The organism is Flavobacterium sp. AC274 (genome assembly GCF_979258275.1).
The window spans coordinates 4,562,723-4,585,679 of the sequence record NZ_OZ409852.1 but is presented as its reverse complement, the minus strand read 5'-3'; the positions used below and the strand labels follow the sequence as shown (position 1 = coordinate 4,585,679).

General features: G+C 33.7%; 13 protein-coding genes and 4 pseudogenes. 10 read left to right on the top strand and 7 right to left on the bottom strand.

What is annotated here, in order from left to right; genetic code table 11:
- Position 1: 1 nt before the first annotated feature.
- Both ACZZZT_RS20780 and ACZZZT_RS20775 read right to left on the bottom strand, forming a co-directional pair.
- Entirely contained in the window at positions 2–232 is a 231-nt protein-coding gene (locus ACZZZT_RS20780) for a glycosyltransferase (protein ID WP_463461775.1), read from the bottom strand.
- The gene (locus ACZZZT_RS20775; protein ID WP_042566438.1) at positions 232–915 is read right to left on the bottom strand and encodes a cell division ATP-binding protein FtsE; all 684 of its coding nucleotides are present in this window, start codon (positions 913–915) and stop codon (positions 232–234) included. The genes ACZZZT_RS20780 and ACZZZT_RS20775 overlap by 1 nt, the downstream gene beginning before the upstream one ends.
- A 368-nt stretch (positions 916–1,283) precedes the next feature.
- On the opposite strand from ACZZZT_RS20775, the pseudogene ACZZZT_RS20770 reads away from it, so the two are divergent.
- From ACZZZT_RS20770 to ACZZZT_RS20725, 10 genes and pseudogenes are all read left to right on the top strand, one after another.
- Positions 1,284–4,297, top strand: a pseudogene (locus ACZZZT_RS20770) (tetratricopeptide repeat protein).
- 121 nt (positions 4,298–4,418) lie between these two features.
- On the top strand, positions 4,419–5,282 hold the full coding sequence (locus tag ACZZZT_RS20765; RefSeq protein ID WP_463461774.1) for a PhzF family phenazine biosynthesis protein: 864 nt from the start codon (positions 4,419–4,421) through the stop codon (positions 5,280–5,282).
- A 189-nt stretch (positions 5,283–5,471) separates the two neighbouring features.
- Positions 5,472–7,226 (top strand): TonB-dependent receptor, encoded by a 1,755-nt coding sequence (locus tag ACZZZT_RS20760; protein WP_463461773.1) that lies wholly within the window; start codon positions 5,472–5,474, stop codon positions 7,224–7,226.
- A 142-nt stretch (positions 7,227–7,368) separates the two neighbouring features.
- A complete protein-coding gene (locus ACZZZT_RS20755) occupies positions 7,369–7,818 on the top strand; it encodes a hypothetical protein (protein ID WP_463461772.1) in 450 nt (149 codons plus the stop codon).
- Positions 7,819–8,221: 403 nt separating this feature from the next.
- Positions 8,222–9,899: pseudogene (gene asnB, locus ACZZZT_RS20750) on the top strand (asparagine synthase B).
- A 236-nt stretch (positions 9,900–10,135) separates the two neighbouring features.
- The gene (asnB, locus tag ACZZZT_RS20745; protein WP_463461771.1) at positions 10,136–11,752 is read left to right on the top strand and encodes an asparagine synthase B; all 1,617 of its coding nucleotides are present in this window, start codon (positions 10,136–10,138) and stop codon (positions 11,750–11,752) included.
- A gap of 313 nt (positions 11,753–12,065) precedes the next feature.
- Positions 12,066–14,005, top strand: a pseudogene (gyrB, locus tag ACZZZT_RS20740) (DNA topoisomerase (ATP-hydrolyzing) subunit B).
- A 111-nt stretch (positions 14,006–14,116) separates the two neighbouring features.
- Positions 14,117–15,052 carry a malate dehydrogenase gene (gene mdh / locus ACZZZT_RS20735; protein ID WP_073393161.1) on the top strand — a complete coding sequence of 312 codons (936 nt, stop codon included), beginning with the start codon at positions 14,117–14,119 and terminating at the stop codon, positions 15,050–15,052.
- Positions 15,053–15,279: 227 nt separating this feature from the next.
- A pseudogene (gene secDF, locus ACZZZT_RS20730) lies at positions 15,280–18,251 on the top strand (protein translocase subunit SecDF).
- An 85-nt stretch (positions 18,252–18,336) separates the two neighbouring features.
- On the top strand, positions 18,337–18,948 hold the full coding sequence (locus ACZZZT_RS20725) for an acyloxyacyl hydrolase (protein WP_463461770.1): 612 nt from the start codon (positions 18,337–18,339) through the stop codon (positions 18,946–18,948).
- A gap of 51 nt (positions 18,949–18,999) precedes the next feature.
- Here ACZZZT_RS20725 and lgt read toward each other — a convergent pair whose 3' ends face one another.
- The 5 genes from lgt to folE form a co-directional block, all read right to left on the bottom strand.
- Complete coding sequence (gene lgt, locus ACZZZT_RS20720) at positions 19,000–19,932, bottom strand: prolipoprotein diacylglyceryl transferase (protein ID WP_463461769.1); 933 nt, start codon at positions 19,930–19,932, stop codon at positions 19,000–19,002.
- Between the two features lie 65 nt (positions 19,933–19,997).
- Positions 19,998–20,237 (bottom strand): membrane protein insertion efficiency factor YidD, encoded by a 240-nt coding sequence (gene yidD, locus ACZZZT_RS20715; RefSeq protein ID WP_463461768.1) that lies wholly within the window; start codon positions 20,235–20,237, stop codon positions 19,998–20,000.
- 22 nt (positions 20,238–20,259) lie between these two features.
- Positions 20,260–21,738, bottom strand: a complete 1,479-nt coding sequence (gene cysS / locus ACZZZT_RS20710) for a cysteine--tRNA ligase (protein WP_302095222.1) — start codon at positions 21,736–21,738, stop codon at positions 20,260–20,262.
- A gap of 79 nt (positions 21,739–21,817) precedes the next feature.
- Positions 21,818–22,183 carry a four helix bundle protein gene (locus ACZZZT_RS20705; protein WP_463461767.1) on the bottom strand — a complete coding sequence of 122 codons (366 nt, stop codon included), beginning with the start codon at positions 22,181–22,183 and terminating at the stop codon, positions 21,818–21,820.
- 86 nt (positions 22,184–22,269) lie between these two features.
- Positions 22,270–22,941 (bottom strand): GTP cyclohydrolase I FolE, encoded by a 672-nt coding sequence (gene folE / locus ACZZZT_RS20700; protein WP_042566362.1) that lies wholly within the window; start codon positions 22,939–22,941, stop codon positions 22,270–22,272.
- Positions 22,942–22,957: the final 16 nt, after the last annotated feature.

Sequence of the window (22,957 nt, the reverse complement as noted above, 5' to 3'; positions counted from 1 at the left end):
TTTAGAGAAAGGGAATTAATGTTTTTCCTCGCCCCAAATTAGTTTCATTTACAAAAAACGAACAATTTGGAAGAAGATTAATTTCTTGGTTTAAAATGTTTTCAGAAGAGTTTGATGCGTCGTCCTGGCATAAAATTTCAAAATCAATTCCGTTAAAATTACATTGTTTTACTAACTCATTTACAAGAGGTAAAATATTATAATTATAAACCGGAATTAAAATAGAAAGCATTATACGCTACGTTGCACCACTTCAAAAATCCTTTCATCCTCGCATTTTAATGTTTTAGATGGAAATTTCATCAATAAGGCATAATCGTGTGTTGCCATAATAACCGTTTTACCGTTTGCGTTGATTTTTTTCAACACTTCAAGAACTTCAGAACTGGTTTGAGGATCAAGGTTTCCGGTTGGTTCATCGGCAAGGATAAATTCAGGATCGTTAAGCAAAGCTCTTGCAATCGCAACACGCTGTTGTTCACCGCCAGAAAGTTGGTGTGGCATTTTGTTCACAAAATCTTTCATTCCTACCTTGTCCAGAACTTCATCAATTTTATGTTCCATGGCTTCTTTTTCTGTCCAGCCGGTTGCTTTTAGAACAAAAAGCATATTATCTTTTACAGAACGGTCCGGAAGCAATTTAAAATCCTGAAACACGATTCCGATTTTACGTCTCAAATACGGAATTTCACTTTCTTTTAAAGTTGCCAAATCAAATTCAACAATATGACCTTCACCTTCTGTTAAAGGCAAATCTCCATACAAAGTTTTCATGAAACTACTTTTCCCTGAACCTGTTTTTCCGATAATGTAGATGAATTCGCCATGCTGAACATCTAAATTGATATGAGATAAAATTTTTCTTCCTTCCTGATATATAGTGACTTCCTTAAGAGATAGTACGGTTTGTGACATAATAAATTCAATTTTAATGGTAAAAGTAAGAAGATAACGGTTGGATTCAAAATAAATTTTAATCATTTGTCATGAAGGCCCAATAAAATAAAGATACGAAATAGAATCTAACCTGAGGCATAAAAGTACAGTTGACCTAAAGCTCCCCAAAAAAAATACAGAATAAAGATGCAGTTTTTAAGAAGTTACAAATAGGTTCTTTTTTTATTCCTTAGAAATGTTTATTTTAGAAAGTTTGAAAACCAATATTTTGTGACGTCACAAGCTTTAAAATAACAACTATTAAAAATTTTGTTCATAATAAAAGCCTGAAACGTTTCGTTATAAACGGTATAATATGATACATTTGAATACTAAATATAATTAAAATGCGTAAACTTTCCTGGTTCTTTTTACTCCAATTTGTCCTTTTTTCGACCATAGTTTCGGCACAAAAATCAGCTATATATACCTACGATTTAAAGGATTTTGACAAAGCACTGGCTTTATATAATGACAAACAATACGCTTCGGCACAACATATTTTTGAGTATGTAAAAAATCACGCCACGACTGAAGAAGTTCAGTCAGATTGTGCTTATTATATCGCAAATTGTGCCATTAGGACCAATCAGGCAAATGCCGATGAGTTGATGGAAAAATTCGTTGCAGATTACCCAACAAGTACCAAACAAAATCAGGCATATATAGAGGTTGCTCATTTTTTCTTCGAACAGGGAAATTACCCAAAAGCCCTGCAATGGTTTGACAGAGTGGATGAAAGTTATATGAGTAAATCTGATCAGGATAAATTTAATTTCCAGAAAGGATACAGTTATTTTAATGCTAAAAATAAAAAAGAAGCTACAACCTATTTTAATAAAGTCGTGAATTCACCGGAATTTGGTTCGCAAGCCAAATATTATTTAGGTTTTATGGCTTATGAAGGAGACGATTATAAAGAAGCTACCAAATATTTTGACGAAGTTTCAGGCGAAGAAAAATACAAAGAGAAACTTTCGTATTTTCAGGCTGATATGAATTTTAAATTAGGAAATTTTCAAAAAGCAATCGATTTGGGGCAGGCTGCGATGAGTAAATCGAATGAACTTGAAAAATCAGAACTAAATAAAATTATTGGAGAAAGTTATTTCAACCTAAAACAATACGGTAAAGCAATTCCGTATTTAGAGCAATACGCAGGCCGAAAAGGAAAATGGAATAATACCGATTTCTACCAATTAGGTTACGCCTATTACGAACAAAAAGAATATGAAAAAGCGATTTCTCAATTCAATAAAATTATTGAAGGAAAAGATTTCGTGGCACAAAATGCGTATTATCATTTAGGTTTGGCATATTTAAATACGGGCAAAAAGCAAGAAGCTTTAAATGCTTTTAAAAATGCTTCTGAAATGGATTTTAATGCACAAATTCAGGAAGATGCAGCTTTAAATTACGCTAAATTAAGTTATGAAATAGGAAATGCTTATCAAACCGTTCCAGGGATTTTACTTGATTTCTTAAAAAAATATCCAAATAACCCAAGCAGAGCCGAAGTAGAAAAATTATTAGTAGACTCTTATATTTCTTCTAAAAACTACAAAGAAGCTTTGGTTTTATTAGAGAAAAACAGAACACCTGAGAATAAATTAGCGTACCAAAAAGTGCTTTTTTACAGAGGTTTGGAATTGTATAATGAATCAGATTATTCAGAAGCATTAAAGATGTTTAATGGGGCTGTCAAAGAACAAAAAAATCCGGAATATACAGCTCGTGCAACTTTTTGGAAAGCTGAATGTGAATATCTTAAAGACGATTTTCAGGCGGCTTTAATGAGCTATAAACAATTTGCAGGTTTATCAGGAGCCAAAACTACAGATGAATACAAAAACATCAATTATAATATTGGATACACATATTTTAAATTGAAAGAATACGATCAGGCAGCCAATTCATTTCAGGCACAGATTGATAATTCAAAACAAGATAAAGTTCGCTTAAACGATTCTTATTTACGTTTGGGTGATTGCCGATTTGTAACTTCTAAATACAGTCAGGCGATGGAAGCTTACGCAAAAGCAATTGATGCGAAAGGTGTTGATGAGGATTATGCGCAGTTTCAAAAAGCGATTTCGTACGGATTTATGTCAAGAAATGATAAGAAAATCGACGAGCTGAATAATTTTCTTCAGATGTATAAAAAATCAGAATATCGTGATGATGTTTTGTTCGAATTGGCCAATACTTATGTAACAGACAAAAAGAACGATCAGGCAATTAAAACCTACGATCAGTTAATTTCTGAATATAAAAATGGTTCATTTACTTCAAAATCAATTTTAAGACAAGGCTTAATTTATTACAATTCAGATCGTGATGAACAGGCTTTGATAAAATTCAAAAAAGTAGCGGCAGAATTCCCAAAAACTCCGGAAGCTTTAGAAGCTGTTTCTACAGCAAGATTGATTTATGTAGATTCAGGAAAAGTAGATGAATACGCAACCTGGGTACGTACTTTAGATTTTGTTGCCGTAACGGATGTTGATTTGGATAACGATACTTACGAAGGTGCTTTTAAACAATACAGTCAAAACAACAGCAAACAGGCAATCGTTGGTTTTACAGGATATGTAACCAAATTTCCATCAGGAATGCACGCACTTGAAGCTAATTTTTATTTGGCACAATTGCTTTATGCAGAAGGTTCAGAAACAAAATCAGTTGCTAATTATCAATACGTAATTGGTCAGCCAAGAAATGAATTTACAGAACAGGCATTGACGAGATTATCTCAAATTTTCTTAAAAGCAAAAGATTGCGATAAATCGATTCCGGTTTTAGTGCGATTAGAAAATGAAGCAGACTATCCTCAAAATAAAAGTTTTGCTCAGGCAAATTTGATGAAGTGTTATTACGACAAAAAAGATTACGACAATTCTGTTATTTATGCTGATAAAGTATTGCAGAATGCAAAAGCAGATGCCAATGTAAAATCGGATGCGCAAATTATCGTAGCTCGTGCGGCAATGCAAACCGGCGACGAAGACAAAGCAAAAGCAGCTTACGCTAAATTATCGGCAACATCAAAAGGAGAATTAGCGGCAGAAGCGTTGTATTATGATGCTTATTTTAAAACCAAAGAAGGCAAATTTGACGCATCGAATGTTGCGGTTCAAAAACTGGCAAAAAACTATTCCGGTTACAAATATTACGGAGCCAAAAGTTTAGTCTTGATGGCGAAAAACTTCTACGGATTAAAAGACAGTTATCAGGCAACTTATATTTTGGATAACGTAATAAACAATTTTACAGATTATCCGGATGTGGTTGAAGAAGCAAAAGAGAATTAAGCGCGATCAAATTGGAAGAGTCTAAAACCAATTCGTCGATTACTAAGTAAGAAACAAGAGAATAGAAGCAAGAAAATAGAGCAAAGAAAATAGAATAAAGAAAATAGATATAAGTGCAAAGATTGGAAAGTCTATTCTCTATATTCTATTCTCTTAAAATCTTTTAAAAAAATGAGTTTACCTTTTTATATAGTGGATGTTTTTACAGATAAAAAATATGCCGGAAATCAGTTGGCTGTTTTTTTAGATGCCGGAAATTTGAGTTCGGAAGAAATGCAAAAGATTGCGCGCGAAATTAATTTTGCCGAAAGTACTTTTGTAACCAAGCTTGATAAAGAAAATAATAAGGCAGAAATTAAAATATTTACACCATCTCAGGAAATGCAGTTTGCGGGTCATCCGATCATTGGAACTTCATGGGTTTTGATCAATAAAATATTTGATAATTCTCCTGAAAGCATAACATTAAATGTTCCGATTGGACCAATTTCAATTCATCAGTCGAACGATTTGATTTGGTTAAAAGCTGCGCAGCCGAAATTTTGGGATATTTTTTCGAAAGAAGATTTCCCATCGTTCAGTAATCTGAAAAAAGAAGATTTTGAAAATCAGTTTCCAATTCAGGAAGTTACAACCGGAAGCGCCTTTGTCATGGTTGGATTAAGCAGTAAAAGAGCATTGGAAAATTTGATTTTAGACAAAGATAAAACAGATGAATGGCTGAAAAAGCATTGCAAAACAACACACAGAGGTTTGTATTTTTATTATTTGGAAGGCTCAAAATTGTTCAGCAGAATGCTTTGTATTGAATATAATCAGTTAGTTGAGGATGCAGCAACAGGAAGTGCAAGTACATGTCTTCAGGCTTTTCTTTTAAAATATCATAAACCTGAATTTGAATTAATCAATTATCAGGGAGATTATATCAACCGTCCGTCGCAAATTCATTTTAAAGGAAAATTAACCGAAAACGAATTTGATATTAAAATAGGAGGGAATGCCCAGTTTGTCGCAAAAGGGGAGTGGGAGGTTTAATTAAGAATATAGAATAAAGAGAATAGAATAAAGAAAATAGATTTTAGAATAAAGAACATAGAGAATAGAATATAGATTTAAAAATAAAAAAAAACAAAGAGTCGAAAGAATCAAGATGTAGGCAAAAGTCTATTTTCTTTATTCTTTTCTCTATACTCTCAAATCTCTATACTCTCAAAAAAAATAAATATGAAAATTAATTTCCAGAATAAAACTATCATTTTGATTTTGCTGTTTGTTTTTCAGCTTTCGTTTGCACAAAAGAAAGAAGAAACCATTGGTACTGAAACTGTAAATGTGGTAAAACCTTATTCGCCAACAATATCAGATGCTTTTAAAGTAAAAGAAACACCATCGTTGGACGACTCGGGGAATCAGGCAAAAGAAACTATAAAATATAGTATATTATCAGTTCCTGTAGCGTCAACATTTACACCATCAAAGGGAAAAGCAGCCGGTGTTGATAAATCAAAACAAGAACGTTTATTTAATAATTATGCGACTTTGGGTGTTGGAAATTATGGTACATTAAATGCTGAATTATTCGTTACACAGGATTTGGGAAATAACGATTATGTTGCGGGAATGTTTCGTCATCACTCATCGCAAGGCGGAATTAAAGATGTGTTTTTGAATGATGAATTTTATGATACAGCATTAAATGTGGGTTACGGACAAAACAATCGCGATATGTCATGGAATATTGATTTAGGATATCAAAATCAAGTTTACAATTGGTATGGTTTGCCGGTCGATTTTGGCTCAACTTTATTGCCACAAGATCGTTTTATTTTAATAGATAAAATTAATCCTAATCATTCCTATAATACTATTTCTTTAGGAGGAAATATTGATTTTACAGATGGAATTTTTAGTAAAGTTGCTACGAGATTTACACATTTCTCTGATAGTTTTTCTTCTTCAGAAAATCGTTTTTACGTAAAACCGACTTTTAAAGTTGATGTTATGGATCAGTCAATTAACACTAATGTTATTATTGATCACGTAAGCGGAAGTTTTGAGAATAATTATTTTCAAAATAGCGGACAGCCTATAAAATACAGTCTTACTAATTTTGGAGTTGAACCAAGTTTTGTTGTGAATGAAAATGACTGGACTTTAGAATTGGGAGCGGGATTATATTATGGATTAGATTCTGAAAACAGCGGAAACAAGTTTTATATCTATCCAAAAGTAAATGCTTCGTATAAATTGGTTGGAGATTTAATGATTTTTTACACGGGAGTAAATGGTGGTTTAAATCAAAATTCATATGCTGATTTTGTTAACGAAAATCCGTTTTTGTCACCAACTTTAAACATGAGACCATCAAGTACGCAATACAATGTTTTTGCAGGTTTAAAAGGTAAATTAGCAAATAATGTAAGCTATAATTTGACAGGGTCCTACTTGAATGAAAAAGATAAAGCTTTGTTTAAAAGCAATGATTATACAGAAGATATTACAAATCAAAATTATGCTTACGGAAATTCGTTTGGAGTTATTTATGAAGACATCAGAACGTTTCGTTTTTACGGAGAATTAAAAGCTGATTTCTCTGAAAACGTGACTTTCGGAATCAACGGAACTTTTAATAGTTATAAAACTGATGGACAATTAGAAGCATGGAATTTACCAACTATGAAGTTAAGTTCTAGCCTGGATGTAAATATTACAAAACAATGGTACGCTGGTTTAAATGTTTTTTATGTGGGAGAACGTAAGGACATGCAATCTAACTTAGATTTAGCTACAGAACCAACTGTAATTTCTTTAAAAAGTTATTTTGATGCCAATGCACATTTGGGATATAAATTCAGCGATCGTTTGACTTTCTTCTTAAAATTAAATAATATCGGAAATCAGGCTTACGAAAAATGGCTGAATTATCCTGTTCAGGGATTCCAGGTTTTAGGCGGAGCAAATTATAAATTCGACTTTTAGTTTTTGCCGCGAAGGCGCTAAGGCACGAAGTTTTTTTAAAGTTTTTTAGCCACGAATTCACGAATTAATTTAATATTATTTGTGAATTCGTGGCTTACTTTTTTACGATCTTTGCGACTTAGCGCCTTTGTGGCAAAATATTATGACATTTAAGCAAAAAATACATTCTTATTATTTACAAATGGTTCAGGATCGAATTGATGTTTTTAGGGACATGATTTCGGCTTTGACCGAAGATTCTAAAAACGATGCCAAAGGTTCTGCCGGCGATAAGCATGAAACGGCTTTGTCGATGATGCATATCGAACAGGAAAAACTGACCAATAAACTAAAAGAAGCTATAACTCAAAAAGCTATTTTAGATAAAATTGACGCTTCAAAAACAACTGAGAATATCATTTCCGGAAGTTTGGTTAAAGCAAACGGAATTCATTTGTATTTGAGTGTTGCACTTCCTAAAATTACAATTGACGGTATAAATGTAATTGCACTTTCTCCGCAATCTCCTTTGGGGGCACATTTAATGGGGAATAAAGTTGGGTTTCAATTTGAGATTAATAAAACGCATTATACTATTGAGAGTGTTTTGTAGATAAACTAGATTCTATAAGACCTTTGTCAAAGTTTTAAACTTTGACAAAGGTGCGCATGCACACAATCTTGTTATCCTTCGTTTCTCAGATGAAAAAACGTAAACAATAATTTCAGAACAACTGTGATTCGTTTTCTTAACAATCTTTCATCGTTTCTTAAACATCCGAAAGTATAATTCAAAAAATCATCAAAAACAGTAAATTTTATCGTTGTTTTACTTCAAAAATTAAAATTTTCAAGTTCGGAGCGTTTTTTTATACCAAAATTTTACATTTTATATGTAAAATTAAGTTTATGGTTTAAAATTATAACTAAAATAGGTATTTGTGTTTTTCAATTATAACCAATACCGCATCTTTGCCCTATCAAAATAAAATTTACAAATAAAAAAATATATAATTATGTGCGGAATCGTATGTGCCTTTGATCTAAAACAAAAAGCAGAAACCTTAAGACCTCAAGTATTAGAAATGTCTAAAATCATTCGTCACCGTGGACCAGACTGGAGCGGGATTTATAGCAATGAAAAAGCAATTCTTTCTCACGAGCGTTTGGCGATTGTTGATCCGGCTTCGGGAAAACAGCCTTTATTTACAGAAGATAAAAAATTGGTTTTGGCTGCAAATGGTGAAATATACAACCACAGAGAATTACGCAAACAATTTGAAGGAAAATATAACTTTCAGACTGAAAGTGACTGCGAAGTGATTTTAGCACTTTACCAGGAAAAAGGACCTCACTTTATTGATGAAATGAACGGAATCTTCGGATTTGCAATTTATGATGTTGAGAAAGATGAGTATTTTATTGCTCGTGATCATATGGGAATTATTCCATTATACATTGGGTGGGATCAGCATGGAACTTTTTACGTAGCTTCTGAATTAAAAGCTTTAGAAGGATATTGTACAAAAATCCAATTGTTTCCTCCGGGACATTATATGACGAGTAAAGATGGCGAATTTGTACAATGGTATAAAAGAGACTGGACAGAATATGATGCAGTAAAAGACAACGAAACAAGTATTCCTGCTATTAAAGAAGCTTTAGAAGCAGCGGTTCACGAGACAATTGATGAGTGATGTTCCTTACGGAGTTTTACTTTCTGGAGGTTTAGATTCGTCTATTACTTCGGCTGTAGCCAAAAAATTTGCGCAAAAACGTATTGAATCTGATGATACTACAGATGCCTGGTATCCACAATTGCACTCTTTTTCAGTTGGATTGGATGGTTCTCCTGATTTAGCTGCAGCTCAAATCGTTGCAAAACATATCGGAACAATTCACCACGAAATTAAATTTACAATTCAGGAAGGTTTAGATGCCGTTCGTGATGTAATTTACAACTTGGAGACTTATGATGTAACTACGGTAAGAGCTTCAACACCAATGTGGTTAATGGCGAGAGTTATTAAATCAATGGGAATTAAAATGGTGCTTTCGGGTGAAGGTGCAGATGAGTTGTTTGGAGGTTATTTATATTTCCACAAAGCACCGAACGCAAGAGAATTTCACGAAGAAAACGTTCGTAAATTAGGTAAATTACATATGTACGATTGTTTGCGTGCCAACAAAAGTCTGGCAGCTTGGGGAATCGAAGGGCGTGTGCCATTTTTAGATAAAGAATTTATGGATGTTGCCATGCGCATCAACCCACAAGATAAAATGATCAACAAAGAACATCCGATGGAAAAATGGGTTGTTCGTAAAGCTTTTGAAGACATGTTGCCTGAAAGTGTAGCATGGAGACAAAAAGAGCAATTTTCTGATGGAGTAGGATACAGCTGGATTGATACTTTGAAAGAAGTGGTAGCTAAAGAAGTTTCAGATGAACAATTGGCAAATGCGAAATATAAATTCCCGTTACAAACGCCAACTTCAAAAGAAGAATATTACTATCGTTCTATCTTTGCAGAACATTTCCCTAGTGATGCAGCTGCTTTATGCGTGCCACAGGAAGCAAGTGTTGCTTGTAGTACAAAAATTGCGTTGGAGTGGGATGAAGCTTTCAAAAATATGAACGATCCATCTGGTAGAGCGGTTGCAAGCGTGCATGACGACGCTTACGAAAAAGCTTAATCTTAATTACTTATATATTAGTTATTAGAAAAACGTTCTCAGTTTCTGAGGACGTTTTTCTTGTCTAAAAATGTTAATTTGTAATATTTCAATTACTTGAAGATAATTATTAGCAATTATTTAACTTTCTTTTTTATATTTGACATTCCCCAACAGAATATTTTAAATTTAGTTTTTTTTGCTAAAATAAACCTGCACCACTATTTAAAAAAATAAAGAATAAAAAATACAATCGTATGTCTGGAATATTGGCCGTTATAGGCAAAGGAAAAGACCCGCAACTCGTAAGAGAGCTTTCTAAAAGAATGTCGCATCGTGGGCCTGATGAAAGTGATTTTCAAATCCTGAAAAATGGGAGTATTATTTGTCATGAAAGTTTAGCGATTGTCGATTTACAATCGGGGAAACAGCCAATTCAGGGGACAAAAGATGCATGGGTAATTCATGATGGAGAAATTTATAATTATCAGGAACTGAAAAACGGAGTTCTGAAAGAGCATACGTTTAGAACAAAATCAGATTCTGAAGTTATTGTGCATTTATATGAAGAATTTGGATATGATTTTTGCAATAAATTAGATGGTGACTGGACTTTTGTAATTGTTGATGGAGACGATTATATTGCGGGAAGAGATCCTATGGGAGTAAAACCATTGTATTACGGTCTGGATGAAAGAGGAAGGATTTATTTTGCATCTGAAATGAAATCAATTGCAGATCAGTGCAAAACATTTTCAACTTTCCCTCCTGGGCATTATTATACACCTAAAAAAGGTTTTGTAAAATATTACCAGCCTGAATATGAGGATTATGAAAATGCAAATCAGGATCTGGATTTACAATTAATCAGAGAAAGCCTTACAGAGGCTGTTCGTAAACGTCTGATGAGTCAAATGCCTTATGGTGTCTTACTTTCCGGAGGTTTGGATTCTTCTTTGCTTTCTTCTATTGCTTCCAGATTATCAGCAGAAAATGGTAAAAAACTACAATCTTTTTCTATTGCTTTAAATGCTGATGCGCCAGATGCAAAAGCAGCCAGACAAGCAGCGGAGTTTTTAGGTACAGATCATCATGAAATTCACTTTACGGTTCAGCAAGGTGTTGAAATTCTGGAAAAAATAATCTGGAATATTGAGACTTATGATATTATTTCGGTACGGGCAAGTGTGCCAATGTTTTTGTTGTCAAAAGTAATTTCAGAAAAAGGTATAAAAGTGATTCTTTCGGGTGAAGGAGCTGATGAAATTTTTGGTGGACATTTGTATTTTAGAAATGCCCCATCTACAGAAGAATTTCAGAAAGAAACTATCGAAAGAGTTCAGAAATTATTTACTGCCGATTTGCTTCGTGCTGATAAATCAACAATGGCAAATGGTATAGAAACCAGAATTCCATTTTTAGACAAGGAGTTTTTGGATGCTACTATTCGAATTAAGCCCGAAGAAAAACAGCCTAAAACGTATGATGGTATCGAAAAATACATTTTAAGAAAAGCATTTGATACACCTGAAAATCCGTATTTGCCAGCAGAAATTTTATGGCGTCAAAAAGAGCAGTTTTCTGACGGAGTAGGATATAGCTGGATTGATGAATTGATCGAATATTGTGCAACTCAGGTTACAGATGCGCAATTAGAAGGCGCTGCTGCAGAATTTCCATACAATTCGCCAACAACAAAAGAAGCATATTTATATCGTTCTATCTTTCATAAATTTTACCCACAGATCAGTGCGGCACAAACCGTTAGAAAATGGATTCCGAAATGGCAGGAAAATCTTGATCCAAGCGGAAGAGCAAATGCGGCTCACGTAAAAGCTGATGTTGAAATTTCAAAATCAGGAATTACAATTTAAGATTAAATTCAAAAAAAAACAATAAATTTCAATACTGAAATTCCAAATTCTAAGTTGGAATCTATAAATATAAAATCCGAGATGATATTTAAAATCAGACTCGGATTTTTTTATTTCTAGCTTTTGGAATTTGGTCCCGATGCTTCGGGATAAAAAATTGGAATTTAAAACCGATAGTTCTATTTTTTATTGAGTTTTATTGATAATATGTTAATAACTTACGTGCTTTAAATGGGAATTTAACGGATATATAATTTGCGTTTTTATATATTTGCGTGTTAGACACTAATTACATTTTTTTAGAATAAATTATATGAGCGAAGAAATCAAGAAGAACAATTATTCAGCAGATAGTATTCAGGCATTAGAAGGAATGGAGCACGTAAGAATGCGTCCATCGATGTATATTGGAGATGTGGGAGTTCGAGGTCTGCATCATTTGGTTTATGAGGTTGTTGATAACTCTATTGATGAGGCGATGGGCGGACATTGTGATACCATTGGTGTTGCAATTAATGAAGATGGTTCGGTAACAGTTGAAGATAACGGTCGTGGTATTCCAGTTGATTTACATAAAAAAGAAGGTGTTTCGGCACTTGAGGTAGTAATGACTAAAATTGGTGCCGGAGGTAAATTCGATAAAGATTCTTATAAGGTTTCCGGAGGTTTACACGGTGTTGGGGTTTCTGTAGTAAATGCCCTTTCTGTTCATATGAAATCTACTGTTTTTAGAGACGGTAAAATCTACGAGCAGGAATACGAAAGAGGTAAAGCAATGTATCCGGTTAAACAAATCGGAGAAACAGATAAAAGAGGTACACGTCAGACTTTCTACCCTGATGATACGATCTTTACTCAAACTACAGAGTTTTCATATGATACTTTATCAGCTCGTATGCGTGAGCTTTCTTTCTTAAACAAAGGAATCACAATTACATTTACGGATAAAGAGAAGTAGATGAAAAAGGGGAGTTTAAAGTTGAAGTTTTTCATTCAGACGAAGGTCTAAAAGAATATATTCGTTATTTAGATGGTAACCGTGAGCCAATTATCTCACACGTTATCAGTATGGATCACGAAAAAGGTGAAATTCCTGTTGAAGTTGCCTTGATTTATAATACAAGTTATACAGAGAATATTTTTTCTTATGTAAATAATATCAACACACACGAAGGAGGAACGCATTTACAAGGTTTTAGAAGTGGTTTAACAAGAACCCTTAAAAAATACGCAGATGCATCCGGAATGTTGGATAAATTGAAATTCGAAATTGCGGGAGATGACTTCCGTGAAGGATTAACAGCTATTATTTCGGTAAAAGTACAAGAACCACAATTCGAAGGTCAGACAAAAACAAAACTTGGAAACAGAGAAGTAGTTTCTCCGGTTTCTCAGGCAGTTGGAGAAATGTTAGAGAATTATTTGGAAGAAAATCCAAATGATGCCCGTATCATTATCCAAAAAGTAATCTTGGCTGCTCAGGCACGTCATGCTGCAAAAAAAGCACGTGAAATGGTACAGCGTAAAACCGTTATGGGCGGTGGCGGATTGCCAGGAAAACTTTCAGATTGTTCTGAGCAGGATCCTGCAAGATGTGAAGTTTACCTTGTCGAGGGAGATTCGGCTGGTGGAACAGCAAAACAAGGTCGTGATCGTAACTTTCAGGCGATTTTACCATTACGTGGTAAGATTTTGAACGTAGAGAAAGCGATGCACCATAAAGTATTTGAAAACGAAGAGATTCGTAACATCTTTACCGCTCTTGGAGTTACCGTTGGTACTGCAGAAGACAGTAAAGCCTTAAATCTTGAAAAACTAAGATATCATAAAGTAATCATCATGTGTGATGCCGATGTCGATGGTAGTCACATTTCTACCTTAATATTAACGTTCTTCTTCCGTTTCATGAAAGAATTGATCGAAGAAGGTCACGTTTATATCGCAGCACCACCTTTATACTTAGTGAAAAAAGGAAACAAAAAAGAATACGCATGGAATGATGTTCAACGTGATCAGGCGAATGAAAGAATGGGAGGAAGTGCCGCTATTCAACGTTATAAAGGTCTTGGAGAGATGAACGCTGAGCAATTGTGGGAAACTACAATGGATCCGAGCTTCAGAACTTTACGTCAGGTAACAATTGATAGTTTGGCAGAAGCTGATAGGGTTTTCTCAATGTTGATGGGAGACGAAGTGCCACCACGTAGAGAATTTATCGAGAAAAATGCCGTTTACGCAAACATCGATGCCTAATAAATTTTAACACTACAGGATTCGTTTAATTGTTTAAATTTACTAAACAATTAAACGAATTGTTAGTTTATACAATAAACAAACAAATTAATAACCGATAAAGTATAAAATATGAAAGTTACCATTGTAGGAGCAGGAAATGTTGGAGCTACATGTGCTGATGTTATTTCTTATAGAGGAATTGCAAGCGAAGTAGTGTTGTTGGATATTAAAGAAGGTTTTGCCGAAGGGAAAGCGTTGGATATTATGCAATGTGCCACAAATACAGGTTTTAATACCAAAGTATCTGGTGTAACCAACGATTATTCTAAAACTGCCGGAAGTGATGTAGTGGTTATTACATCTGGAATTCCGAGAAAACCAGGAATGACTCGTGAAGAATTAATTGGTATCAATGCCGGAATTGTAAAAACAGTTGCCGAAAATGTACTAAAACATTCTCCAAATACAATAATAGTTGTGGTTTCGAATCCTATGGATACGATGACCTATTTAGCATTAAAATCTACAGGATTACCAAAAAATAGAATTATTGGTATGGGTGGAGCGTTAGACAGTTCACGTTTCAGAACGTATTTGTCTTTAGCTTTAGATAAACCTGCAAATGATATCTCTGCAATGGTTATTGGAGGACATGGTGATACTACTATGATTCCGTTAACGCGTTTGGCTTCTTATAACGGAATTCCGGTAACAGAATTTCTTTCAGAAGAAGTACTTCAAAAAGTTGCTGCAGACACAATGGTGGGTGGAGCAACGCTTACTGGTCTTTTAGGAACATCGGCCTGGTATGCTCCGGGAGCTTCGGTAGCTTACTTAGTAGACAGTATCTTAAATGATCAAAAGAAAATGATTGCTTGTTCTGTTTTCGTAGAAGGCGAGTACGGACAAAATGATATATGCATAGGAGTGCCTTGTATAATAGGTAAAAATGGAGTAGAAGAAATTTTAGATATCAATTTAAACGAGCAGGAGAAGGCTTTATTCGCTAAAAGTGCAGATGCAGTTAGAGGGATGAATGATGCTCTAAAATCGATTTTAGTATAAATATTTCCGTAAAAAAAGGAGAAGACTGCACTTTTGCAGTCTTTTTTTTAAGATTAATCAATAAATAAATTGGTTAATCTTTCCGTTAATTATATATTTGCTCGATTTAAAAAAAATGTGGTAATTCGTGATTTAGTTTTTTAGTTTTATAAAAATGATGTCAGGGCTTATTTTATGGTACTTTAAAACAAAAACAAACAATAAAACATAATTAATTTTTAGTAATAATGCAGAATAAAGGACTTATTAAATTTTTCGCAATTCTATTTGCATTGGTAAGTATTTACCAACTTTCGTTCACTTACGTGGCAAGTAATGTCAAAGGTGAAGCTAAAGCTTTTGCAGGAGATAATCCTGATAAAGAGCTAAAATATTTAGATTCTATTGGAAAAGAAAAAGTATTGAATCTTGGATTTACTGATTTTACTTATAATGAAGTAAAAAATAAGCAAATCAATAAAGGTCTTGACTTAGAAGGAGGAATCAACGTTATTCTTCAAATTTCTATTAAAGATGTTTTAAAAGGATTAGCAAACAATTCTAAAAATCCGATTTTTAATAAATCATTAGCTGACGCAACTGCAAATTTAGAAGGAAATAAAAGTTATTTGGATAAATTTTTTGAAGCTTTTGATGCAAATTCAAATGGTACTACAAAATTAGCTTCTCCAGAAATTTTTGCTAACAGAAACTTACAGGGAGAAGGCGGGATTGCTTTCGAAATGACGGATGCACAAGCACAAAAAGTAATTAGAAAAAAGTTGATGAGTCTATCGAAAGTGCTTACAAAGTATTAAGAGAGCGTATCGACAAATTTGGTGTAACACAGCCAAATATTCAAAAATTGGGTGCTACAGGAAGAATCTTAGTAGAGCTTCCAGGTGCTAAAGATGTTGATAGAATTAAAAAATTATTAGGTGGAAAAGCTCAGTTAGAGTTTTGGGAAACTTATAAAATAGAAGAAATCGGAAACTTTTTAGTAGCTGCAAACGAAGCTCTAAAAAAGACTGAGGTTAAAACTAAAGAGACTAAAACAGTTGCTAAAGATTCATTGAATGCTTTATTAACTGATACTAAAGATTCTACTGAAGCTAAAAAAGGAAACAACCCATTATTTGATAAAATTTTAGGACAAGGTGGAGGACCAGTTTTAGGTTACTTCGCTCCAAAAGATACAGCTGTTGTAAATGAATATTTCAAAAGAGCTGACATCAGAATTTTATTGGGCGCTGACCAACATTATGCAAAATTTGTTTGGAGTAAACCAACTACAATTAAAGATGCAAAACAAAAAGATGTTGAAGTTGTAGAATTATACGCTTTAAAAGGAAACAGAGACAATGTACCAGCTATGAACGGTGGTCTTGTAACTGATGCAAAAGATACATTTGACCAAATGGGTAAACCAGCTGTTTCTATGCAAATGAACAGTCAGGGAGCTAAAGTTTGGGAAGAATTAACAGGAAGAGCTTTTTCTCAAAAAAGTTACATTGCTATTGTTTTAGATAACATCGTTTATTCTGCTCCTGGAGTTACTAGTGGTCCAATCGCAGGAGGAAGATCAGAAATTACAGGTTCTTTTGATGTTGCAGAAACTAAAGATTTAGCAAACGTATTAAACGCAGGTAAATTACCGGCTTCTGCAGATATTATTCAATCAACAGTTGTAGGACCATCTTTAGGTCAGGCTGCAATTGATGCGGGTACAATTTCATCTGTATTAGGATTTTTATTAGTTTGTTTATGGATGGTATTCTATTATGGTAAAGCAGGTTGGTATGCTAACTTAGCATTATTATTAAACTTACTTTTCTTATTCGGAATTATGGCAAGTTTTGGTTTTGTACTTACATTACCAGGTATTGCAGGTATCGTATTAACATTAGGTACTGCGGTAGATGCCAACATTATTATATTTGAAAGAGCAAAAGAGGAATTACGTGAAGGTAAATCATTGGCAGAAGCTGTAGCAGCATCTTACGGATGGCATGGTGCAATGCGTTCTATCATTGATGCAAACGTTACGCACGTTTTAACCGGAGCTATTCTTTTCATCTTTGGTACAGGACCAATTAAAGGTTTCGCTTTAACTTTATTAATTGGTATCGTAACTTCAATGTTTACGTCAATTTTTATCGCAAGAATTTTCATCGATAGAAATATTGCAGGAAAAGGAGATTTAACTTTCTCTACAAACATTACTAAAAATTGGTTTACTAATTTCCACTTTGATTTTATCAAAATCAAAAAATTCACATACATTTTCTCTTCTATTGTAGTTGTAGTAAGTTTAACTTCTATCTTCTTCGTTAACGGATTAGATGAAGGTGTTGATTTTGTTGGAGGAAGAACATTCCAGGTTAAATTTGAAAAACCGGTTGACGCAACTGTAGTTTCAGATGAATTATCTGCTGCTTTCGGAACTCCGGTTGAAGCTAAAATTTTAGGGGATGACGATCAGTTAAAAATCACAACAAAATACAAAATCAAAGAAGATGGAGTAGCAGTTGATGAAGAAGTGAATCAAATATTATTTAAAGCATTAGCAAAATATTACCCAAATACTACTTACGATAAATTTATCAACTCATTTGATGGTAAAAAAGTAGGTGTATTGCAACAGTCTAAAGTTGGAGCTTCTATCTCTGAAGATATTAAAACGAACTCTTACTGGGCGGTTCTTGGTGCAATGGCAGCAATTTTCTTATACTTAATGGTGTCTTTCCGTAAATGGCAATATTCATTAGGTGCGATTGCAGCTGTAGCGCACGACGTTATCTTTGTATTAGGAATTTACTCTTTATGTTATAAATTCATGCCTTTCCACATGGAAATGGATCAGCACTTTATCGCTGCGATTCTTACCGTTATTGGTTACTCAATGAACGATACTGTAATTGTATTTGACAGAATTAGAGAGTTCATCATCGGAAACCGTAAAGGATCTTTTGAAGATATCGTAAATGCTTCTATTAACACTACATTATCAAGAACGTTGAATACATCATTAATGATGATCATTGTATTATTAACGATGTTTATCTTTGGTGGAGAATCTATCAGAGGATTTATCTTCGCGATGTTGGTTGGTATTGTTGTAGGAACTTATTCTTCATTATTTATCGCTACACCAGTATTGGTTGACACGATTTCTAAAGATGATAAACATACAATCGAAGACAAGCACAACAAAGCATAATTATTTGCTTATATTATATTAAAAAGATCCGGTGAAAGCCGGATCTTTTTTTTGTACTATATTTAAATAGTTTTAAAACACGTGTATGAATAAAAAACTACTCTATATTTTGGTATTTTTCTTTGCAATAAAGATGTCGGCTCAAGATGTAAAATCTAAGCTTGCCATTGGTTTTAATTATGGTTTCGGAAGCGAATTCAATAATAAAGATTACACTTTTACAAATCATTTTTATAAACTGCAATTGTATTATAAATTGAAGGAAACAAAACATTTTCAATGTGAAGTTTTAGTTCAGCCGGAAGTAAATTTTGGAAAACATCAATTGCTGAATTTTTATTTTGTAAAGCCGGAAGAACCGGATTATCTTGAAAAAAGAGAAAAGTATACACAGCTAAAAGAAGTTCACGAATATGTTTTAAATATTGGTTTTTTGGTCAGAAAACCAATTGGTAAAAAGTGCTCTTTTTATATTTTGGGCAGTATTGGTCCGATGATTACAGATACAGAGACAGAAAGAATGTCTGATGGTTTCGCTTTCGCGGATGTTCTGGCGGTTGGTTTTTCGTTAAACGTAAATAAATTTCAGTTTGATTTGCGACCGAGTGTAAGACACGTTTCGAATGCAGGTTTAGGTTCAGCAAACGCCGGATACAATACTAAGAATATAGAAGTTGGAATTTCATATTCATTATAAAAAAAATGCCCGATAACAGTTATCGGGCATTTTATATTTTGAAGCTGACTTTTAAGAAGCTGCTAACGGATTTCTTTGTGCTCTAATGACGAAGAAAAGACCAATAATGATAAAAGGTATACTTAGCCATTGTCCTGTAGAGAAATAGCCTAATTCGGCTTCAATTCCGCCTTGGCTTTCTTTTACAAATTCAACAATAAATCGTACTACGAATAATAAAACCAGAAACAATCCAAATAATAAACCTGATTTAAGTCTTGCATTTGTTTTCCAGTATAAGAAGTACAAAATGGCAAATACAAAAATATAGCAAAATCCTTCGTACAATTGTGTTGGGTGTTTTGCAGGAACCTGTGCCAATAAATCAGCAAATTTAGGATCAGTTGCAATTGCTGTATAAGCATCTTTAGGGTTTGCAATTTGAGTTGCGTTTACAGCTTCTGCTTTACTGAATTGATCGTGTAAAAAACGAATTCCAAATGAAGAAGTAGTTTCATGTCCGATAATTTCAGAATTGAAAAAATTTCCTAAACGAACAAATATTGCTCCACTTGCTACCGGAATTACGACGCGGTCTAAAATCCATAATAACGGGCGTTTTAAGATCATTTTGCTGTAATAATACATGGCAATAATAATAGCAATTGCAGCACCATGACTTGCTAGTCCCTGAAATCCTGTAAATTCAAATTTTGGTTCAAATTTAAAGGGTAAAAATATCTCAAGTAAATGATTTCTAAAATATTCCCAATCATAAAATAAAACATGACCCAAACGTGCGCCAATTAAAGTCGCTAAAACCGTCCATACAAAAAGAGAATCTAATTTATCTAGAGGTTCATTTTCGCGTTCGAAAATTTTCTTCATTAAAAACCATCCTAATCCAAAGGCGATTACGAACATTAAACTGTAATAACGAATCATAAAAAATCCTAAATCGATTCCTTCTGAAGGATTCCAAATGATATTTAAAGCTTGTGTCATATAATTATATTGTTTTTTGTATTGTAAAAATAAAACTTTAAAACAGAGTAAATCTTTATTTAAAGTTAATGTTTATGCGAGCATTTCTTTTCCGGAACCGGATCGTAACCTGTTTTTCCCCACGGATGACAGCTTAGGATACGTTTCATTCCCAGAAATCCTCCATAAAATAATCCGTGTGTTTGTAAAGCCTGAATCATATAGCTGGAACAGGTTGGTTCAAATCTGCAGCTTGCCGGTGTAAAAGGCGAAATGGCAGTTTGGTAAAAACGTACTAATAAAACAAATGGAGTAATTACTTTCATGATTTATTAGAAATTGAGTTTGTTATATTGAAAAACTGGTTCCTTCTTTTCCGTCTTTCAGCTGAATGCCTAAAGCAATCAACTGATCACGAATCTGATCTGAAAGTGCGAAGTTTTTATCGGCTCTGGCCTGATTCCTCATTCCGATAAGCATATTTACAACGCCTTCTAATTTGTCATTATTACTGTCAGTAGCTTTTTCATCACTTAAACCTAAAACATCGAACACAAAAGCATTCATTGCTGTTGTAAATGTTTTTAAATCTTCGGCAGAAATGGTTTCTTTTCCTTCTTTAAGTAAATTGACATAACGAACGGCCTCAAATAATTGTGCAATTAAAATTGGCGTGTTAAAATCATCGTTCATTGCATCGTAGCACAATTGTTTCCATGATGCAATATCTATAGAGCTTGTTGCGCCTGCATTAATATCTGTCAATGCATCAACCGCTTCCATCAATCTTTTATATCCTTTTTCTGCAGCAACTATAGCATCATCAGAAAAATCCAGAATACTTCTGTAATGCGCCTGTAACATGAAAAAACGTGTTACAGAGGCTGAAAAAGCTTTGCTTAGAATGTTGTTGTCTCCGCTTAAAATTTCACCTGGTAAAATATTATTTCCGGTTGATTTTGCCATTTTTTTACCATTTAAGGTAAGCATATTGGCATGCATCCAGTAATTTACCGGAGATTGGCCTGTACAAGCTTCGTTTTGAGCAATTTCACATTCGTGGTGTGGGAATTTTAAATCCATTCCACCTCCGTGAATGTCAAAATGATTTCCAAGATATTTGGTGCTCATTGCAGTACATTCTAAATGCCAGCCCGGAAAACCATCGCTCCACGGCGAAGGCCATCTCATGATATGTTCCGGTTCTGCCTTTTTCCAAAGTGCAAAATCCTGCGGGTTTCTTTTGTCTGACTGACCATCAAGATCACGGGTATTGGCCAGCATGTCTTCGATATTCCGACCGCTTAAAACGCCGTAATTGTTGGTTTCATTATATTTTACAACATCAAAATAAACAGATCCGTTGGCTTCATAGCCAATTCCGGTATCGATAATTTTTTTGATGATTTCGATTTGTTCAATAATATGCCCGGTTGCTGTTGGCTCAATACTTGGCGGTAAAAAATTAAATGATTTCAAAATATCATGAAAATCTACCGTGTAGCGTTGCACAACTTCCATAGGTTCAAGTTGCTCTAATCGTGCTTTTTTGGCAATTTTATCTTCGCCTTCATCAACATCATCTACAATATGACCAACATCAGTAATGTTTCGAACATAACGCACTTTATAATCCAGATGTAAAAAATATCGGAAAATAACGTCAAACGACATAAATGTTCTCACATTTCCTAAGTGTACATTGCTGTAAACGGTAGGTCCGCAAACATACATTCCAACATTTCCTTCATGAATTGGATTGAAATTTTCTTTTTCACCCGAAAGTGAATTGTATATTTTTAGAGGCTGTGTTGTATATAATGGCATATTTCTTTTTACTGTTTAATCGTTTAATTGTTGATTTATTTAATCGTGCAAAACGTTTAATGGATTTTTGTTAACTATGTTACTCTTTAGAAAGATAGTATTTTTTTAGACTATTTATCTGATTGCAAATTTTTTCAATTTTTTCTCTGCATCCCAGATATTCATTTTCTGATACATAATTTAAATCTTTTGAAATAATCAGGTGATTTAAAGTTTCCATTGCTGATGAATAGGAGATCGTTAAAAAATGAGCTTTATCTTTATTCGTATTTCTCGAGGTTCCTTCCGCAATATTTGTTGCAATTGAAGAGGAGCTTCTTTTTATTTGAGAAGTTATACCAAATAATTCATTTGATGGAAATTTACTAGTTAACTTATAAATATCCGAAATAAATATTCTGGAGTTTTGCCAAACCTCAAGTTTTTCAAAGGAAAAAATATACATTTTTTGCTGTTTAATTGTTGATTTGTTTAACCGTTTAATCGGAATTATACGAGGCGATTAAACAAATTAACGATTTACCGATTAAACTAAAATTGGGTTTCCAATTTAATATAATCTAAAAACTCTCTTTTAGTTTGAGGATCTTTAAATTTCCCACCAAATTCAGAAGTTACGGTACTGCTTTCGATGTCCTTAATTCCTCTTGAGTTTACACAAAGGTGTTTTGCATCGATAACGCAGGCAACATCTTCAGTTCCTAAAGCTTTTTGTAATTCCTGAACAATTTGCATCGTTAAACGCTCCTGAACCTGAGGTCTTTTTGCGTAATACTCTACAATTCGGTTCATTTTAGATAAACCAATAACTCTTCCGCTGGAAATATAAGCAACGTGAGCTCTACCGATAATCGGCAGTAAATGGTGTTCGCAAGTAGAATAAACAGTGATGTTTTTTTCTACAAGCATTTCGCCATATTTGTAATTATTATCAAAAGTAGAAGCTTTTGGTTGTTTTGCAGGATTTAAACCACCAAAAATCTCCTTTACAAACATTTTTGCTACTCGGTTTGGAGTACCTTTTATGCTGTCATCTGTCAAATCCATTCCAAGAGTCTGTAGAATGTTTTCAACATCTTTTTTTATTTTTTCTATTTTTTCATCATCAGTTAAATCAAAAGCATCCTGTCTCACAGGGTTTTTCGCATTACTACTAAAATGATTGTCTCCTATTTCGTCTAAAAAATCTTCGTTATTTGTCATTAAAAACTACTATTAT

Bases quoted from the DNA above. Each gene is read 5' to 3' on its own strand.
- ACZZZT_RS20780 (WP_463461775.1), bottom strand. From the start codon at position 232: ATGCTTTCTATTTTAATTCCGGTTTATAATTATAATATTTTACCTCTT.
- ACZZZT_RS20775 (WP_042566438.1), bottom strand. From the start codon at position 915: ATGTCACAAACCGTACTATCTCTTAAGGAAGTCACTATATATCAGGAA.
- ACZZZT_RS20765 (WP_463461774.1), top strand. From the start codon at position 4,419: ATGAGTTTACCTTTTTATATAGTGGATGTTTTTACAGATAAAAAATAT.
- ACZZZT_RS20760 (WP_463461773.1), top strand. From the start codon at position 5,472: ATGAAAATTAATTTCCAGAATAAAACTATCATTTTGATTTTGCTGTTT.
- ACZZZT_RS20755 (WP_463461772.1), top strand. From the start codon at position 7,369: ATGACATTTAAGCAAAAAATACATTCTTATTATTTACAAATGGTTCAG.
- asnB (WP_463461771.1), top strand. From the start codon at position 10,136: ATGTCTGGAATATTGGCCGTTATAGGCAAAGGAAAAGACCCGCAACTC.
- mdh (WP_073393161.1), top strand. From the start codon at position 14,117: ATGAAAGTTACCATTGTAGGAGCAGGAAATGTTGGAGCTACATGTGCT.
- ACZZZT_RS20725 (WP_463461770.1), top strand. From the start codon at position 18,337: ATGAATAAAAAACTACTCTATATTTTGGTATTTTTCTTTGCAATAAAG.
- lgt (WP_463461769.1), bottom strand. From the start codon at position 19,932: ATGACACAAGCTTTAAATATCATTTGGAATCCTTCAGAAGGAATCGAT.
- yidD (WP_463461768.1), bottom strand. From the start codon at position 20,237: ATGAAAGTAATTACTCCATTTGTTTTATTAGTACGTTTTTACCAAACT.
- cysS (WP_302095222.1), bottom strand. From the start codon at position 21,738: ATGCCATTATATACAACACAGCCTCTAAAAATATACAATTCACTTTCG.
- ACZZZT_RS20705 (WP_463461767.1), bottom strand. From the start codon at position 22,183: ATGTATATTTTTTCCTTTGAAAAACTTGAGGTTTGGCAAAACTCCAGA.
- folE (WP_042566362.1), bottom strand. From the start codon at position 22,941: ATGACAAATAACGAAGATTTTTTAGACGAAATAGGAGACAATCATTTT.